The 16,710-nt window shown below is 35.4% G+C and carries 16 protein-coding genes; 7 read left to right on the top strand and 9 right to left on the bottom strand.

Annotation, left to right across the window (positions count from 1 at the left end; all coding sequences use genetic code 11):
* Positions 1–78: 78 nt before the first annotated feature.
* Together MWU65_RS11760 and MWU65_RS11755 are read left to right on the top strand one after the other, a co-directional pair.
* On the top strand, positions 79–1,278 hold the full coding sequence (locus tag MWU65_RS11760) for an alanine dehydrogenase (protein ID WP_247078170.1): 1,200 nt from the start codon (positions 79–81) through the stop codon (positions 1,276–1,278).
* A gap of 3 nt (positions 1,279–1,281) precedes the next feature.
* A complete protein-coding gene (locus MWU65_RS11755) occupies positions 1,282–1,668 on the top strand; it encodes a DUF4258 domain-containing protein (protein ID WP_247078168.1) in 387 nt (128 codons plus the stop codon).
* 48 nt (positions 1,669–1,716) lie between these two features.
* Here the strand turns inward: MWU65_RS11755 and MWU65_RS11750 are convergent, their stop codons facing one another.
* The gene (locus MWU65_RS11750; RefSeq protein WP_247078166.1) at positions 1,717–2,886 is read right to left on the bottom strand and encodes a proline dehydrogenase family protein; all 1,170 of its coding nucleotides are present in this window, start codon (positions 2,884–2,886) and stop codon (positions 1,717–1,719) included.
* Between the two features lie 95 nt (positions 2,887–2,981).
* Between MWU65_RS11750 and aroB the strand changes: the two genes are divergently transcribed.
* Both aroB and MWU65_RS11740 read left to right on the top strand, forming a co-directional pair.
* The gene (gene aroB / locus MWU65_RS11745) at positions 2,982–4,043 is read left to right on the top strand and encodes a 3-dehydroquinate synthase (RefSeq protein ID WP_247078164.1); all 1,062 of its coding nucleotides are present in this window, start codon (positions 2,982–2,984) and stop codon (positions 4,041–4,043) included.
* Positions 4,044–4,140: 97 nt separating this feature from the next.
* Positions 4,141–4,455 (top strand): hypothetical protein, encoded by a 315-nt coding sequence (locus tag MWU65_RS11740; protein ID WP_247078163.1) that lies wholly within the window; start codon positions 4,141–4,143, stop codon positions 4,453–4,455.
* A gap of 16 nt (positions 4,456–4,471) precedes the next feature.
* Here the strand turns inward: MWU65_RS11740 and MWU65_RS11735 are convergent, their stop codons facing one another.
* The 3 genes from MWU65_RS11735 to MWU65_RS11725 form a co-directional block, all read right to left on the bottom strand.
* Complete coding sequence (locus tag MWU65_RS11735) at positions 4,472–4,993, bottom strand: DinB family protein (protein ID WP_247078162.1); 522 nt, start codon at positions 4,991–4,993, stop codon at positions 4,472–4,474.
* 62 nt (positions 4,994–5,055) lie between these two features.
* On the bottom strand, positions 5,056–5,535 hold the full coding sequence (locus MWU65_RS11730) for a winged helix-turn-helix transcriptional regulator (RefSeq protein ID WP_247078161.1): 480 nt from the start codon (positions 5,533–5,535) through the stop codon (positions 5,056–5,058).
* Positions 5,536–5,650: 115 nt separating this feature from the next.
* Positions 5,651–6,760: a M14 metallopeptidase family protein gene (locus MWU65_RS11725; protein ID WP_247078160.1), complete on the bottom strand. Its 1,110-nt coding sequence runs from the start codon at positions 6,758–6,760 to the stop codon at positions 5,651–5,653.
* Positions 6,761–7,043: 283 nt separating this feature from the next.
* Here MWU65_RS11725 and MWU65_RS11720 point away from each other — a divergent pair, with 283 nt between their 5' ends.
* The 3 genes from MWU65_RS11720 (at position 7,044) to MWU65_RS11710 (ending at position 8,535) form a co-directional block, all read left to right on the top strand.
* Complete coding sequence (locus tag MWU65_RS11720; RefSeq protein ID WP_247078159.1) at positions 7,044–7,406, top strand: helix-turn-helix transcriptional regulator; 363 nt, start codon at positions 7,044–7,046, stop codon at positions 7,404–7,406.
* A gap of 66 nt (positions 7,407–7,472) precedes the next feature.
* On the top strand, positions 7,473–7,850 hold the full coding sequence (locus MWU65_RS11715; protein ID WP_247078158.1) for a hypothetical protein: 378 nt from the start codon (positions 7,473–7,475) through the stop codon (positions 7,848–7,850).
* A gap of 289 nt (positions 7,851–8,139) precedes the next feature.
* A complete protein-coding gene (locus MWU65_RS11710; protein ID WP_247078157.1) occupies positions 8,140–8,535 on the top strand; it encodes a hypothetical protein in 396 nt (131 codons plus the stop codon).
* 51 nt (positions 8,536–8,586) lie between these two features.
* Here MWU65_RS11710 and MWU65_RS11705 read toward each other — a convergent pair whose 3' ends face one another.
* The 5 genes from MWU65_RS11705 to ychF all read right to left on the bottom strand — a co-directional run bounded on the left by MWU65_RS11705 (position 8,587) and on the right by ychF (position 16,327).
* A complete protein-coding gene (locus MWU65_RS11705; RefSeq protein ID WP_247078156.1) occupies positions 8,587–9,546 on the bottom strand; it encodes a sterol desaturase family protein in 960 nt (319 codons plus the stop codon).
* 49 nt (positions 9,547–9,595) lie between these two features.
* A complete protein-coding gene (locus MWU65_RS11700; protein WP_247078154.1) occupies positions 9,596–12,232 on the bottom strand; it encodes a DNA gyrase/topoisomerase IV subunit A in 2,637 nt (878 codons plus the stop codon).
* A gap of 30 nt (positions 12,233–12,262) precedes the next feature.
* The gene (locus MWU65_RS11695) at positions 12,263–14,119 is read right to left on the bottom strand and encodes a DNA topoisomerase IV subunit B (protein WP_247078152.1); all 1,857 of its coding nucleotides are present in this window, start codon (positions 14,117–14,119) and stop codon (positions 12,263–12,265) included.
* A 139-nt stretch (positions 14,120–14,258) separates the two neighbouring features.
* Complete coding sequence (locus MWU65_RS11690) at positions 14,259–15,161, bottom strand: DMT family transporter (protein WP_247078150.1); 903 nt, start codon at positions 15,159–15,161, stop codon at positions 14,259–14,261.
* Between the two features lie 71 nt (positions 15,162–15,232).
* A complete protein-coding gene (gene ychF / locus MWU65_RS11685; protein WP_247078148.1) occupies positions 15,233–16,327 on the bottom strand; it encodes a redox-regulated ATPase YchF in 1,095 nt (364 codons plus the stop codon).
* Between the last annotated feature and the right edge of the window lie 383 nt (positions 16,328–16,710).

The raw sequence follows: 16,710 nt of genomic DNA, 5'->3' as shown, positions 1-16,710 counted from the left end.
TTTCTAAAAATAAAACAGCCTTTAGTTTTAAAAATAAAATTGTAATTTTGGTCGTTATACCAACAAATTAAAACACTAATGAATCAGCCTTCTTCACCTTTTAGCAAATACCAATTATTACCCCAAGAAGAAAAGCTAGAGATTCTAAGAAAGAAGGGAGAACTATTTATTGGAATCTTAAAAGAAAACCAATCTCTCGAAAAAAGAGTATGTCTAACACCCGATGCCGTTAACGCACTAACTTGCAATGGCCATAGAGTTCTTATTGAATCTGGCGCTGGAGAGGGAGCAAATTTTTCAGACCTTGATTATACCAATGCTGGAGGCGAAGTAACCAAAGACACAAAAAAAGTATTTTCGTGCCCCATAATTTTAAAGGTAGAACCACCCACGCTTTCTGAGGTGCAACTGCTGAACCCACAAACCACGATAATCTCTGCTTTGCAGATAAAAACACAATCAAAAAAGTATTTTGAAGGATTAGCAAAAAAGAGAATTACAGCTATTGCTTTTGAATACATACAGGATGAAGACGGAAAATATCCTGCAGTACGGTCGCTTAGTGAAATTGCCGGCATATCCTCAGTTTTAATTGCAGCAGAAATAATGGCAACTACAAATAATGGCAATGGCTTAATGTTTGGCAATATAAGTGGCGTTCCTCCAGTAGAAGTTGTTATTATAGGTGCCGGAACGGTTGGAGAATTTGCAGCAAGATCTGCTATTGGCCTTGGTGCAAACGTAAAAATATTTGATAATTCTATCACAAAACTACGTCAAATACAGACCCTCTTAAAACAAACGGTCTATACCTCTACCTTGCAACCTAAAAACCTTCTAAAGTCGCTAAAAAGATGTGATGTCGCTATTGGCGCGGTTCGCGGTAAGGATAGAGCACCCATTATTGTTACGGAGACAATGGTAGAGAATATGAAAAAAGATGCTGTAATCATAGATGTAAGTATAGACACTGGCGGATGTTTTGAAACATCTGAACTTACAACACATAAAAAACCAACCATTACAAAACACGGCGTAGTGCACTACGGGGTTCCTAACATCCCTTCGCGCTACCCTAAAACTTCATCCATTTCTATTAGCAATATCTTTACTCCGTATTTATTAAAGATTGGTGAGGATGGCGGAATGGAAAACGCTTTGCGATTTGACAAAGGCTTGCGCAACGGCCTATACATGTACCACGGAATTTTAACCAACAAATCTGTAGGCGAATGGTACGACCTGCAGTACAGTGATATCAATTTTTTAATTTTTTAATTTATGGCGTTTATCAAACGATTAGGATGGTACATGATTGGACTATCTATCGGAATTGTATTTTTAACTTTTTTCCTAAAAAAGAAATCCGAAGAAACTGGATCAGAATTCTGTTACTTCCCCAATTGCCGAGTTTTAAAAGATTTGCGCTCCAAGCCACTGTCCTATTCTGATGAGATAAAAGTACTTTTCGCCAACAAATCATTAGATTCTACGGCAATTGCCTATTTTTTAACTGAAGGAGATATCGATTTTAAAAATAGTGACACCAAGTCTACCCCTTGTAAAACATATAAAATTGAAGGTTATCTCAAAGAAAAAGAGGCTGTTTTAACAGTTACCAACTGCAACGCCAAGGTGGTTGTAAAAAATATCAGCATACCCCAATAAAGGCCAAAGAGAATAAAAAAAGGTGATTATAAGGAATCACCTTTTAATTTAATTAATTTTTCTTCGAATTCGCTCCGCTTTCAATAACGACAACTCTCTTGTGGTTTGTCCGGCTACAGAGGTATTCTCCTCAGCCCTACGGATTAAATACGGCATAACATCTCTCACAGGTCCAAAAGGCAAATATTTTGCAACGTTATAGCCTTGATCTGCAAGATTAAAAGAAATATGATCACTCATTCCAAACAACTGCCCAAACCAGATACGATCATCAGTTCTATCTATATTGGTCTCCTCCATTAAGGCCATTAACCCATAGCAGCTGTTCTCATTATGGGTACCCATAAAAAGTAAAAAATCATCTAAATGAGCAACGATATACCCAATAGCAGCATCAAAATTTTGGTCTGTAGCCGACTTAGACTCACATATTGGCGTAGGGTACCCTTTTTCTTCGGCCCTTTCATTCTCTTTTTCCATATAAGCACCACGCACCACTTTCATCCCAATTTTAAATCCTTCCTCCTTGGCTTGTTGATGTAGTTTTTTTAGATAGTCCATCCGATCCCACCGATACATCTGTAAAGTATTACAAACTATAACTTTTTTCTTATTGTATTTGCTCATCATTTCTGCACACAAATTATCTGCAGCGTCTTGCATCCAACTCTCCTCACCATCAACCAATAATGCCACATCTAAATCAAATGCTTTTTTACAAACCTTATCAAACCTAGCTACTACTCTATCCCATTCTAATTGCTCTTCTTCTGTAAGCTCTTTACCCTCTCCTACTTTTACAAAAAGTGCAAACCGTCCAAAACCAGTTGGCTTAAACACCGCTAAAGGAATTGATTCTTTCTCCTTTACAAAATTTAATACATTTAGAATTTTTTCAAGTGCTAGGTCAAACTGCTTTTCCACTTCCTTACCTTCTACCGAATAATCAAGAATGGTACTCACCTTCTTCTCATACATTCGTTCAATAACCCCCAAACAATCTTCCTCACTCACTCCACCACAAAAGTGATCAAAAACAGTAGCTCTTATTAAGCGTTCCACTGGCAAATGCGCTTTAATTGCAAAATTTGTAACTGCAGTCCCAATGCGAACCAAGGGTTCGTTAGCAATTAATTTGAACAAAAAATACGCTCGCTCTAATTCCGAATCCGATTTTAATGCAAAAGCAGTTGCTGTATTTTCAAAAATTTGTTTCATTTTTATTAATTTCGTAAAGCGGCAAATATAATTACAGATTTTGTATTCTAATCACTAAAATATGTCTTTATTTTGTGTGAACTAAAATAATATTTATGCAGTCCATTTTATCTGATACCTATGCGATTCATTTTAACGAAAAAGCATATTCAGAACTTAACATCCACTTAGAAAAATCGAATTACTCTAAAGTATTTATCCTGGTTGATGAAAATACACACCAAAACTGTTTGCCTAGTTTTATGGCACAGATTTCTGGGGATTATGATTTTGAAATTATTGAAATTGAAGAAGGCGAAATAAACAAAAACATAGAAACCTGCACGCAAGTCTGGTATGCTTTGTCTGAATTAGATGCGGATAGAAAAAGCTTGATTATTAATTTAGGAGGTGGTGTTGTTACAGACCTAGGCGGCTTTGTTGCTTCTACCTATAAAAGAGGTATTGCATTCATAAATGTCCCTACCACCCTACTCTCTATGGTCGATGCTTCTGTAGGCGGAAAAACAGGGGTTGACTTGGGTAGTATAAAAAATCAAGTTGGGGTTATCAACCAGCCAGAAATGGTACTCATCATAAGCTCTTTTTTACAAACCCTTGAATCACGGCAAATGCAAAGTGGCTTTGCCGAAATGTTGAAACACGGTTTAATCCGTGATAAAAAATACTGGAATGAACTCAACTTAGTTTCAGACCTCACCAACTTAGATGCCTTCATCTATGATTCAGTATTGCTAAAAAACGAAGTTGTAATTCAAGATCCAACAGAACAAAACCTCCGAAAAATATTAAATTTCGGTCATACTCTAGGTCATGCCATAGAGTCCTATTTTTTAGAAAGCAAAACCCACAATACACTATTGCATGGGGAAGCTATTGCCGTAGGAATGGTATTGGAAGGTTTTTTAAGCAACAAGCTAACGGGACTAGCAGACACACAGCTAGAAAACATAAAAACCACCTTTATTAATAGATACGGGAAAGTCTCTTTTAACGATGAAGACATAACTAATATTCTAAGTCTTTTAAAGTTTGACAAAAAAAATTCACATGGCAATATTAATTTTGTGCTGCTAAAAACAATTGGTGAATGCCAAATAGATGTAATCGTTTCTGAAGATTTATTAAGAGAATCTTTTGCTTACTACAAAGTTTAAGAAGCTGACCTACATAAAATAGCTGTTTTACAACTCTTTACGTTTTCCGACAGAAAAAAGTTTTAGTTTAGATCATACAAACCAACCTTTTAAAATTATGTTACGAAAACTTGTTGATTACAAAAAGTTAGATCATGTTGTTGCTGCAAAATTAATTGAATCTTATCCACATGGTTATGGAGATAGCGACATCATTACTTTTAAAAATGCGAACGGAGAAACAGTAGAAGCTGTTGAAATAAGGACAGAAAATACTATTTATTTGGTAAAAATAAGCAAAAGTCTTTCAAATTTTATAGCCACTTTTGATGATAAAATTGAAAAAGAATTGGAATTATCATCCCTTGAAGTCAACAACACTTCTGAACTGGAAACTTCTGATGCAATTTATGAAGACGAAATGGAAGATTAACCTATGTACACTTTAATTATCCGATACTGTATTTTTCTGTAATAATCTGCGCGTGATGTATTTGATGTCCACATATAATAAATCCGGCAGCAGCAGCGCTCAAAGGGGAATTATTCGCATTTCCAATAAACCTTAACTGTGTTTCATTAAAGGTTTCAAACAACTTAATTGTAGATGCTCTAACTGCTATAAATTCATCCAGCAACTCATTTTTACTTCTTGCCTCTGCCCTAGAGTTATTCACATAATCATCTTGCTCATAGCCTGGCAATGGAGTGCCGTCAAAACGAGAAAAACACAAGGCTCTGTATTGAAAAACTCTTTCTGTATCAATAATATGTACTAGCACCTCTGCAATAGTCCATTTGTTTACCGCATAAGCCACATAAACCTTATCCTCTGGAATACGAAGCATAAGGGATTCAAACTCACTCTTAGTTTGATGCAAAGCATCTAGTAAATCTACCGAAGCTACTAGGTCAATATAACGCTTATAATATATATTGTACTCTTGTTCTGATAAGGCAATTGCTTTCATAAATTGAAATAAAAAAACCCAATGCAACAACATTGGGCCTTATATATTGTGTTTTTTAAGACCTACAACTCATTAAAAATGGTATGCATTAATCTTTTCTTATCATTGATACTTTCCTCTAAAGAAATCATTGTTTCCGTTCTACTAATCCCATCAATATCATCAATCTTAAAAATTATGTTTTTAGCATGATGTGTATCTCTAGCCCTAATTTTACAAAATATATTAAACTTACCCGTTGTAATATGTGCAACTGTAACATAAGGAATACCTGCCAACCTCTCTAAAACAAATTTGGTTTGATGGGTTTTCTCTAAAAAGATCCCTACATAAGCAATGAAGGAATACCCCAATTTAACATAATCTAGCGTTAATGAAGAACCCTGAATAATTCCGGCCTCCTCCATTTTTTTAACCCTAACATGAACGGTTCCTGCAGAAATTAATAATTTCTTTGCAATATCTGTAAAAGGAGTTCTGGTATTGTCTATTAACATATCCAGAATCTGATGGTCAATTTCGTCTAGTTTAACTTTAGTCATTATGTGTAATTATATTTTAGGCAAAAATAATAAAATATAGAAATATACTTATAAAATATGTGTTTTTTTTATCAATAACGTAATAATATTACAATTAAAAATCAATATTTCAATTTTAAAACAAATAAATGTACAATTCAGAATTATTTTTTAACTCAATTAAATCACTATCAATCAAACAGTTGTATTCTTTGTGTGCGAAAAAATGATCCAAGTTGCCTTTTTCCGTGATATCCGGAACAAAATTCAATGTATCCCCTCGCAGTACTTCCTTATAAAGAATTCCTAAAGATTCCCCTTCCTTATATTTAGAATGCACTAGGTGGGCATTAGTGATTATAATATCCAGAAATTGTTTTCCATTTTCAGGAATCCCCAAATAGGCCGACACCTTAAAGTTTTCAATTAAATTTTCTGCAATAGTAGTTACCGCGGTAAGCAAGGCATAAAATATATACTCTCTAGTTTTTTCTCGATCATAATCTTCTGGGTAATGTCCAGATTCAAACAAAACCGTTGGGGTGTCTAACATTTGAAACGCATCTCCAACACAGTTACTATTAAATCCGTCGTCATATCTACCAACTTGACCTGGAATAAATTGCTGTAAAACGGTGTTCATTGCAACAATAAGCTGCATGCTTTTTGCTCTAGTCAATGATACAGTACGTTCCTTATTAAAGGCAGGCGCTAAAAATGAAACTGTTGCAGGCTTATTAGTTGTCCCTACATTAAAAATAGTACGCTGATCATGTAGGTTAAAACAATAATCTGGTGCAAACGCATCATAAACTTGCCGCAGTACTTTACTCTCGGGCTGACTCCTGTCTTGAGCATCTCTATTTAAATCAACAGTATTTGCATTTACCCTTGTGTAAGCTTCAGCACCATCTGGATTTAAAATAGGAAGTATACAAATAGTACAATGCTCCAAAATTAATTTCGATTCGGTACCTGGCTGCGATAAAAAGTTGATGAAATCTAAAACAGCTTTGGTAGTTGTAGATTCATTCCCATGCATTTGTGACCACATTAAAATTTTTGTTTTTCCCTGGCCAAGGGTTAGCATTTTTATTGGAGCACCCAAAACAGAACTTCCAATAGTTTTCAACTTATCACTAAAAATTGTACCCTCTAAAAAAGGATAAACGGTAGCTATTGTTACATAGCGACCTGTTGTACTTTTAACCTTACAACTTCTAAATATTTTCTCAAAATTCATCATTACTATCCATCTAAATATACTGCAAATATAACTGCATTATAAATTACATTTGTAACTTAATTATTTACATTTGTAACATACCAAAAGCTTGATTTGACCGCAAATGATTACATTTGTAATCAAAAGAATAGCTTAGAATCACAAATATCTATACATTGGTGTTAACTATTTACAATTCAATAGCTTAAAACAACACATCTAGATATTGGGTTAAATAAAAAAGCAGCTTATACTAGAAATACATAAGTAATCATCAATACAAATAGCGCAAAAATTAATTACAATGGTAAATTCTGAAGAGTTCATCAAAAGGTTAGAAAAAATCATACAATACTACAGCTTAACTGCGGCTGCTTTTGCCGATAAAGTTGCTGTTCAGCGCTCTAGTATTTCACACCTTTTATCCGGAAGAAACAAGCCTAGCTTAGAATTTGTTTTAAAGGTAATTGAAGCCTTTCCTGATGTAAATTTGTATTGGCTTCTCAACGGAAAAGGCAGCTTCCCTCAGCTTAGAAAAAAAGAAAATCTAACTCCCCCAACCCAACAAGTTGCGCCCAAACCAGTGAATTCAATTTCCCAAAAAACCATTAGTAAAGTAATTATTTTCTATGCAGATGGGACTTTTGAAACTTTTGATAAAAATTAGAAAAACAAATTAATTTTTTACAATATATACTTCGTTATATCATTCTTATTTAAGTATTTTGCAGCTATGAATATAAGATACGTTTACCTAGCACTTGCCCTTGTTTTAGTTTCTTGTTACACCCCTACAAGAAACTGTAAAGACTACAAAACAGGAAGCTTTACTTTTGAGTATGAAATTGATGGTGTTAAAAACACAGGACATTTTACACGTGATGAAAAATACAGTGTAGAGTACTACGAAAATAAGATTGACAGCTCTACCGTACGGTGGATTAATGATTGTGAGTTTATCCTGAAATCATTAAACAATCAATCTTCTATACATTTTAAAATACTTGAAACAACTGCAACTAATTATACGTTTGAATACACCAACGCCTCTAGAGACACAAAAAAGAAATTAATAATTAAGAAAGGAGTAGCAACTAGGAATGACCTATAAGCTCATAACCTCCCTTAGCTAAGCAAAAAATTCGAACTAAGCTAAATAGGATCACTTCTACTGCAGCAATAAACTAGATAACCATACCTAACCATACCTACGCCCTAAGCCTCGCATAAGACTCAAGAACCCTTTGTAAGGCATTATAACTATTACACTCCTATAACGTGCAAACTGTAGAACAAAAGCTCAAAATCGTTGTATACCTCGCGAGAGGCGATTTCAATAATTTTACGATGCCTACGCAACCTTAACCGCTAGAACACATCTTACCATTAAACACCCCGCAATGAAGACGCTCTACGCCATTATATGCCTTACCTTTAGCTTATTAAATACAGGTTGCGACAATGAAGATCAGAATTATTACCTTCCTGAATTAGAACAAGTTTGGATGAATTCTTACGAAGAAGAGAATACTAGCGATTATAAAATTTACAGACCCGCTACGGTTTTCGTTTTTCCTGAAAGCAGGTACCGACAAGTGTTTGAGTTTAAGAAAAATTACCAATGTAATTATAGTGTTTTATCACCTGTAGATGCACACTATATGGATGAAGGAAAATGGCTTGTCAACCAATTAACAAAGACAATTACAGTCACTTCAAATACAACTAACACTGTTTATGAATTTGAAGTCATAGAACTAACCAACAGCATCTTAAAAATAAAGTTTAACAAGTAGTTAAACATACGCCTGAACTTAAAATAAACCAAGCTAGAACCTTTTAATTACTTAATTAGGCCTTTCAAAGGTAGCTTCAGGACTATTCTTTTTATATTCATTAAACTGCTTCTGTTGTTGCTTTACAGTCATTGTACTACCGTCGTGACTCCAGCCTGGAGGCCCAAAGATATACATAAACCTATGTGATAATTTCTTTGATTTTTTTAAATCTATCCAAATATCTTTAAACTCATGCGTTAAAATCACAATGGGGTTGTTAGAGTTTGGAGCATGTATAACCCCATACTTTACATCAATTTTATCATCTAACTCTAGCCAAGTACCAAAAATTCGATCAAAAATATTTAAAAACCCACCATGGTTTTTATCCAAATATTCTACATTTTGTGCATGATGTACCTGATGCATGGTATGTGTATTCATAAACTTCTCAAAAATACCGAGCTTAGGAAGCAATACAGTATGCAACTGAAACTGCCATAAAGCTTCTATTCCCAGGCAAAAAACTACCATTTCTGGCTCAAACCCAAGAGCAGGCATCCACATATAAAAGAAAGGCTTATACACTAGCGTAAACCAACCGTTTCTAACAGCAGTACCTAAATTAAAATTATCTGATGAATGATGCACAATATGAGCCGCCCAGAGAATTCTTATTTCATGATTGGCTCTGTGAAACCAATAATACGTAAAATCATCAGCTAATTGACACAAAATCCAAACATACCAAGCATATCCAAAGGATTGATACCCCAGTATATTGGTATGAACACCATTAACAAGAGGGTTAAAAAGCTCAAAAACATAGGTGAATATTACGATTGCCGATACTACTTTCAATCCAGCTGCTAATACCGCAGAACCAAGCCCCATAAATCCACTTGCAAAGAGGTCTTTCCAGTCGTATAAATCATGGTGTTCTTCATGATTTTTACTATATGCTAATTCTAATAAAATAAAAATTATAAAAGCAGGACCACCATAAACTAGTGGGTTAGTAAAATCCATATAAAATATTTTTAAGTTGCAAATATAGCAATATTAAAAGGTAATAATTCTAAAATAAAGTGGTTTGTTCAGAATCACTATCAGCCTCATCATCACTCTTATTTCCATCAGAAGAAGATGACAAATCCTCTTCTTCATTCACTTCCATTTCCTCAGGAGCCAACTCCTCCTCTTCTTCATAAGGTAATGACTCCAAAACATTGGTAGACTTTAACCTATCAGTGGTTAACTGATTACCTAAAGCTTTAATTCCTTTAATCGCTATAAAATCTTCAATATCAATTTCTTGATTCGGTTTAACATCCTTGCCTTTCGCTTTCACAAATTCCAATTCTACTACCGGTCTCCAATCTGTAGAAACCAATTCCAAAACAGATTTTGGGTGTTCAGAAATAAACAATTCTTCTTTGTTTTCATGTTCTATCAGAAAGCGTTTTATATAATATCGCTCCTTTACACCATCAAAATAAATGGCAGAAATAGGCTTTTTAGGGTTCCATTTTTCCAACACAATCATGTCATCATCAAAATGGGTAGAGACATCTGGCTTAATGGTTTTAACAACACCTTTTTGAGTTACAACCAACAATAAATTATCTCCTTTAAATTCCCCTAGCAACTCTCCTCGCCCATCCAAATTAAGTCGGCCCACTATCTCATCAAACCAAATTTTACGTGGCTTTAAGGTAGACACTCCTTTTTCTTTTAAGTCAATCCGTTTTACAGCATATTTACTCACTACATTCCCTTTAGACGCTCTCCCTTTTATTAAAACGTCTGAGAAATCAATATCCCATTTTAGTTTCTTAACGCTACCAACCTGCCTTAAATGTACGGTCACAATCTCAGCCTCTCCATTAGGGTTGGCGGAAAAATACAACACATCAGAGTTAGGCTTTCCATTGGTTAGAGGATATAATTTATCCCTAGTGATAGACGTAACATTAAAACGCTTAATATAACTAGCTCCACCTTTCCCGTCTTTGTATATTAAATTGTAGATGGTGCGCTTATCCTTCTTCTTAAAAACGGCTACATGAATGATATTTTTACCTACAAATATTTTTGAATCCACTTTAGAAACCATCATATTTCCATCTTGTGTAAAAACAATTATATCATCAATATCACTACAATCCGTAACGTATTCGTCTTTTTTAAGCGAGGTACCTACAAAACCTTCTTCCCTATTAACATATAGTTTAGTGTTCCGAATAGCTACCTTAGTCGCTTCGATATCATCAAAAATTCTAATTTCAGACTTGCGCTCCCTTCCTTTTCCGTAAGTGGATTTTAAGTTTTTAAAGTAATCAATAGCAAACTCAATAAGATGCTCCAAATGATGCTTAACCTCAGCAATCCTTTCCTCTAAACTATCCAGTAATTGCTGGGCTTTATCTAAATCAAACTTAGAGATCCGCTTGATACGTATTTCTGTTAGTCGCAAAATATCTGCCTCTGTTACTGCGCGCTTTAAATGTTTGGTATACGGCATCAAACCCTTATCAATTGCCGTAATAACACCTGCCCAAGTTTCCTCTTCTTCAATGTCGCGATAAATCCTGTTTTCTATAAAAATTCGTTCTAAGGAAGAAAAATGCCATTGCTCTTCTAGCTCTCCAAGTTGAATTTCTAGTTCCGCTTTTAATAATTCTACAGTGTAATCTGTTGAACGCTCTAGCATTTCGGTGACCCCAATAAATAGCGGCTTATTATCTTCTATAATACAACCTAAAGGAGATATGGAAGATTCACAAGCCGTAAAGGCATACAGCGCATCTATTGTTTTGTCTGGCGAAATACCAGAAGGCAAATGCACAAGAATCTCCACATCGGCAGCTGTATTATCCTCAATTTTCTTAACTTTTATCTTTCCTTTTTCGTTTGCTTTAAGGATCGAATCTATTAAAGAAGAGGTGTTAGTACCATAGGGTATCTCATTAATAACCAAGGTACTCTTGTCTAATTGTGCTATTTTTGCCCTTACGCGAATTTTACCGCCGCGCAAGCCGTCATTATACCCACTAATATCTATAATTCCTGAGGTTGGAAAGTCTGGATACAATTTAAATTTCTGACCTTTAAGATGCTTAACAGACGCATCAATAAGCTCTATAAAGTTATGTGGTAAAATTTTAGTAGACAAACCAACAGCGATCCCTTCGGCACCCTGAGCTAGAAGTAGAGGAAATTTAACGGGAAGATTTACAGGCTCTTTCTTACGACCATCATAAGATTGCTGCCATTCCGTAATTTTTGGACTAAAAATAACTTCCAAGGCAAATTTAGACAGTCGAGCTTCAATATACCTCGATGCTGCAGCCCTATCCCCTGTTAATATATTACCCCAGTTCCCTTGGGTATCTATCAACAACTCTTTTTGGCCAATTTGCACCATTGCATCCGCAATACTCGCATCACCATGGGGGTGATACTGCATAGTGTGCCCTACAACATTAGCGACTTTGTTATACCTTCCGTCATCCAACTCCTTAAGCGAATGCATAATTCTACGTTGCACAGGCTTAAAACCATCTTCGATGGCAGGCACGGCACGTTCTAAAATAACATAAGAGGCGTAATCTAAAAACCAATCCTTATACATCCCAGTTACCTTGGTTAAGGCTTCTTGAGGATTTTCAGTGTCATTTGTAAGGTTTTCGTTTACTTCTTCATTCTCTTCCATAAAGAAAGATTCGTGTTTATTGGTTTATAATTAGTTTTCCTCAATTATATCAAGTTCTACTTTAAGATTTTCTATAATAAATTTTTGTCGGTCCGGGGTGTTTTTCCCCATATAAAAACTCAGTAATTGCTCAATAGACATTGCCTTATCTAGCATTACTGGCTCTAAGCGGATATCATCACCTATAAAGTGTTGAAACTCATCTGGAGAAATCTCTCCCAATCCTTTAAATCGGGTAATTTCTGGTTTCCCGCTTAATTTTCCCATCGCTTCAGCCTTTTCTTCAGGACTGTAGCAATAAAAAGTTTCTTTTTTATTACGCACCCTAAACAAAGGGGTCTGTAAGATATACAGATGGTTTTCTTTGATCAATTCAGGAAAAAACTGCAAAAAGAAGGTGATTAACAACAATCGAATATGCATACCATCCACATCGGCATCCGTTGCAATTACAATATTATTGTAGCGCAAGTCCTCCATTGACTCCTCAATACTTAACGCTGCTTGTAACAGATTAAACTCTTCGTTTTCATACACGATCTTTTTAGACATTCCGTATGAATTTAAGGGCTTCCCTCGCAAGCTAAACACCGCTTGGGTATTTACATCTCTAGACTTTGTAATGGATCCAGAAGCCGAATCTCCCTCAGTAATAAATAAGGTTGACTCTAAACGTCTATCTTTTTTTAAATCCCCCAAATGCACCCGGCAATCTCGTAATTTCTTATTGTGCAAACTCGCTTTTTTAGCCCGATCGCGCGCTAATTTTCGAATTCCTGACAAATCTTTACGCTCCCGCTCCGCTTGTACTATTTTACGTTGTAGGCTTTCAGCCGTAGCTTGATTTTTATGAAGGTAGTTGTCTAAATATTTTCCAACAAAATCATTAATATAGGTCCGTACGGTAGGGAATTCCCCGCCCATATCTGTAGAACCTAGCTTTGTTTTGGTTTGACTCTCAAAAACAGGCTCCATCACCTTAATTGAAATGGCAGAAATTATAGACTTACGAATATCCGAAGCTTCATAATTTTTACCGTAAAAATCACGAATGGTTTTAACAATTGCCTCTCTAAAAGCTGTCAAATGTGTTCCACCCTGCGTAGTGTGTTGTCCGTTTACAAACGAATGATATTCCTCACTATACTGACTTTTACTATGTGTTATAGCTATTTCGATATCTGCTCCTTTTAAATGAATAATAGGATACAACATATCATCTGCACTGTTGTTGTCTTCCAACAAATCGCGCAGTCCATTTTCCGAAAAGAACTTTTCCCCGTTAAAAACTATAGTAAGCCCTGGATTTAGGTATACATAGTTTTTAATCATTCGTTCTATATACTCATTTCTATAGGTATATTTTTTAAAGATGGCCTCGTCTGGCGTAAAAGAAACTTTGGTTCCTTTTCGTTTTGATGAATCCAAAGGCCCTTCTTCTGCTACTAAATTACCCTGACTAAACTCAGCCCATTTAGACTGCCCATCTCGAGAAGATTCAACCTTAAAGAAATTTGACAGTGCGTTAACTGCCTTGGTGCCTACTCCATTTAAACCAACAGATTTTTTAAAAGCTCGGGAATCATATTTTCCCCCGGTATTCATTTTCGAAACTACATCTACCACTTTTCCTAAAGGAATACCACGACCATAATCACGAACACTTACAACATTGTCCTTAATTCCAATTTCAATGGTTTTCCCAGCACCCATCACAAATTCATCAATACAGTTATCTAAAACTTCTTTGAGAAGAATATAAATACCATCATCTGCCGAAGAACCGTCACCTAATTTACCAATATACATTCCTGGTCGCATACGAATATGCTCTTTCCAGTCTAGCGAACGTATATTATCTTCTGTATATTTAGTGTTGTCTGACATTAATTTTATGCAAATTTCAGTTTGCACGCTAATATAGGAAGTGTTAGAAAAAGATAAAACCCCAATGCAGTAAAGTAATTAACAATACAGCAGTTATTTTGTTGATAGTATTATGCAACAGCCTAGAACTTAGTTTTTCCTAATTAATTTCTTTCTTTTTTATAGAGATCAAAACAATACCATAAATCACAACCAACATTCCCAACCCCTGAATATATGATATTTTTTCATCGAGAAAAAAATACGCCAAAACTATAGTAGCCACAGGCCCCAAACTCCCATAGACAGAAAAAGTAGCCGCTCCAATTTGCTTAATTGCAGCTGACACCAAAAAAGAAGGTATTAAGGTTGAAAAAATTGCCATCACTACGGCTAGAATATAAACTTCCATTGGGTAATCCAACAGCTGATAATTCCCTACAAAAAGGTAATGCACAAGCACAGCTGCAGTAGATACAAGCATGGCATAGGCCGTAAATGTTAACACTCCAAATTTAGGAAGTAACCATCCACTTCCTACCAAATAAGAAGCATAAGCAATTGCACTAAGCAAAACCATAAAGCCACCCCATAGCGCATCATTTCCAGACCAGCCAACTTCATTCCAAAAAATAATCAAAATCCCGAAATAAGCAATTAAAATTGCGCGGAACTGTGTTTTTGAAATTTTATGTCTAAATACCAACCATGACAGCAAAACAACTATTGTAGGGTACACAAACAGAATAATACGTTCCAATCCGGCTTTGATATATTGCAACCCAACAAAATCAAAATAACTCGCTAAATGATATCCAATACATCCAAAAAAGACAATCCATAGATAATCCGTTTTTTTGATTTCAGCTGGTTTTAAAGGTTTTACTAAAAGCGCTATGGTGATGTAAAATGGCAAAGAAAACAACATTCTAAAAAGCAAAAGCGTAACCGTATCGATATGATACTGATACGCTAATTTTACAAGTACTGCCTTTGCCGAAAACAAAACTACACCAAGCACTGCATAAAGAACACCCAATGAAGCGGACGATTTACTAACCATCCTCTAAAATTAATTTAAACTGTAAAAAAAATGCACTCTACTACAAACGCAAATACAATGTTCAAAGCAATTTACACATTAAACCTAAAATGCATAACATCACCGTCTTTAACAACGTATTCCTTGCCTTCTACTCGCATTTTTCCAGCCTCTTTAACTTTAGCCTCGCTCCCGTAGGCAACATAATCATTGTATGCAATTACCTCTGCACGTATAAAGCCTTTTTCAAAATCGGTATGAATTACACCAGCTGCCTGAGGCGCAGTTGCTCCTACTGGAATTGTCCAAGCACGAACCTCCTTAACACCCGCTGTAAAATAAGTTTCCAAATCTAATAATTTATAGGCACCTCGAATTAACTTGGCCGAACCCGGCTCTTCCAAACCTAGATCTTCTAGAAACATTTGTCTTTCTTCGTAGGTTTCTAATTCTGTGATATCAGCTTCTGTACCTACCGCTAGGAAGATAACTTCGGCATTTTCAATAGCTACCGCTTCCTTAACCGTTTCTACATAAGCATTCCCTGTGGCAGCAGCATCTTCACCTACATTACAAACATACATCACTGGTTTATCTGTAATAAACTGCAAAGGTTTTACAAACTCCAGTCGATCGTCTTTCTCTATATCAATAGCTCTTACCGAGATACCTGCCTCTAAATTTTGTTTTATTTTCAACAAAACAACCTCTTCCTTTTGAGCCTCTTTATTACCCGTCTTTGCGGTTCGCTTTACTTTTTCAAGTTTCTTATCAACGGTCTCTAAATCTTTTAATTGCAGCTCTATATCAATAGTTTCCTTATCTCGCATAGGGTTTACCGACCCATCAACATGGACAATATTGTCATCATCAAAGCAACGCAAAACATGCAAAATAGCATCTGTCTCTCGTATATTTCCCAAAAACTGATTTCCCAGTCCTTCCCCCTTACTTGCACCCTTAACAAGGCCTGCAATATCGACTATCTCTACAGTTGCCGGTAACACTCTTTCGGGATCTACCAACTCCTCTAATTTCTCCAATCTGGAATCCGGTACATTAACCACACCAATATTAGGTTCTATGGTACAAAACGGAAAATTTGCACTTTGTGCCTTTGCGTTAGACAAACAATTAAAAAGAGTAGACTTTCCTACGTTTGGCAATCCAACAATACCTGCTTTCATCTATGAGTTTTTCTAAAAATTGAGGTGCAAATATAAGATTAAGTTTTTACAATTTACAGGTCCATAAATTTCTAATACAAAATGAGAACCGACTCCTAATTTTTAATATCATCAATTGGCTTTACCACGGCTTTAAAACTAGCCACTTGGCTTTTTAAAAGCTAGTTTTTTCAACACTTATAGCTATCAAATTCTTCTAAAAAAACAACCGCATCAGACCAAACAGTTTGCATTACACACTTTTATAATTTTTCAATATCAGCCTTATGCAAAGGATTCTTTTCTCTTAATTCCGGCTTGGATGTAAAGATGTAACGGTAATTAATTTGCAGCACAAGGGAATTAATACCATTGGAACTAGCTCATCAGCAATAAAATTAACA

Source organism: Cellulophaga sp. F20128 (genome assembly GCF_023015805.1).
Lineage (GTDB): Bacteria > Bacteroidota > Bacteroidia > Flavobacteriales > Flavobacteriaceae > Cellulophaga.
Note: the sequence above shows the minus strand (reverse complement) of the source record. Positions and strands in the feature narration are given on the sequence as shown.

Excerpts from the sequence above, each read along its gene's own strand:
- MWU65_RS11700 (WP_247078154.1), bottom strand. The coding sequence starts at position 12,232 with ATGGAAGAGAATGAAGAAGTAAACGAAAACCTTACAAATGACACTGAA.
- MWU65_RS11705 (WP_247078156.1), bottom strand. The coding sequence starts at position 9,546 with ATGGATTTTACTAACCCACTAGTTTATGGTGGTCCTGCTTTTATAATT.
- MWU65_RS11730 (WP_247078161.1), bottom strand. The coding sequence starts at position 5,535 with ATGACTAAAGTTAAACTAGACGAAATTGACCATCAGATTCTGGATATG.
- ychF (WP_247078148.1), bottom strand. The coding sequence starts at position 16,327 with ATGAAAGCAGGTATTGTTGGATTGCCAAACGTAGGAAAGTCTACTCTT.
- MWU65_RS11740 (WP_247078163.1), top strand. The coding sequence starts at position 4,141 with ATGTTACGAAAACTTGTTGATTACAAAAAGTTAGATCATGTTGTTGCT.
- aroB (WP_247078164.1), top strand. The coding sequence starts at position 2,982 with ATGCAGTCCATTTTATCTGATACCTATGCGATTCATTTTAACGAAAAA.
- MWU65_RS11760 (WP_247078170.1), top strand. The coding sequence starts at position 79 with ATGAATCAGCCTTCTTCACCTTTTAGCAAATACCAATTATTACCCCAA.
- MWU65_RS11720 (WP_247078159.1), top strand. The coding sequence starts at position 7,044 with ATGGTAAATTCTGAAGAGTTCATCAAAAGGTTAGAAAAAATCATACAA.
- MWU65_RS11710 (WP_247078157.1), top strand. The coding sequence starts at position 8,140 with ATGAAGACGCTCTACGCCATTATATGCCTTACCTTTAGCTTATTAAAT.
- MWU65_RS11690 (WP_247078150.1), bottom strand. The coding sequence starts at position 15,161 with ATGGTTAGTAAATCGTCCGCTTCATTGGGTGTTCTTTATGCAGTGCTT.
- MWU65_RS11695 (WP_247078152.1), bottom strand. The coding sequence starts at position 14,119 with ATGTCAGACAACACTAAATATACAGAAGATAATATACGTTCGCTAGAC.
- MWU65_RS11715 (WP_247078158.1), top strand. The coding sequence starts at position 7,473 with ATGAATATAAGATACGTTTACCTAGCACTTGCCCTTGTTTTAGTTTCT.
- MWU65_RS11755 (WP_247078168.1), top strand. The coding sequence starts at position 1,282 with ATGGCGTTTATCAAACGATTAGGATGGTACATGATTGGACTATCTATC.
- MWU65_RS11725 (WP_247078160.1), bottom strand. The coding sequence starts at position 6,760 with ATGATGAATTTTGAGAAAATATTTAGAAGTTGTAAGGTTAAAAGTACA.
- MWU65_RS11750 (WP_247078166.1), bottom strand. The coding sequence starts at position 2,886 with ATGAAACAAATTTTTGAAAATACAGCAACTGCTTTTGCATTAAAATCG.
- MWU65_RS11735 (WP_247078162.1), bottom strand. The coding sequence starts at position 4,993 with ATGAAAGCAATTGCCTTATCAGAACAAGAGTACAATATATATTATAAG.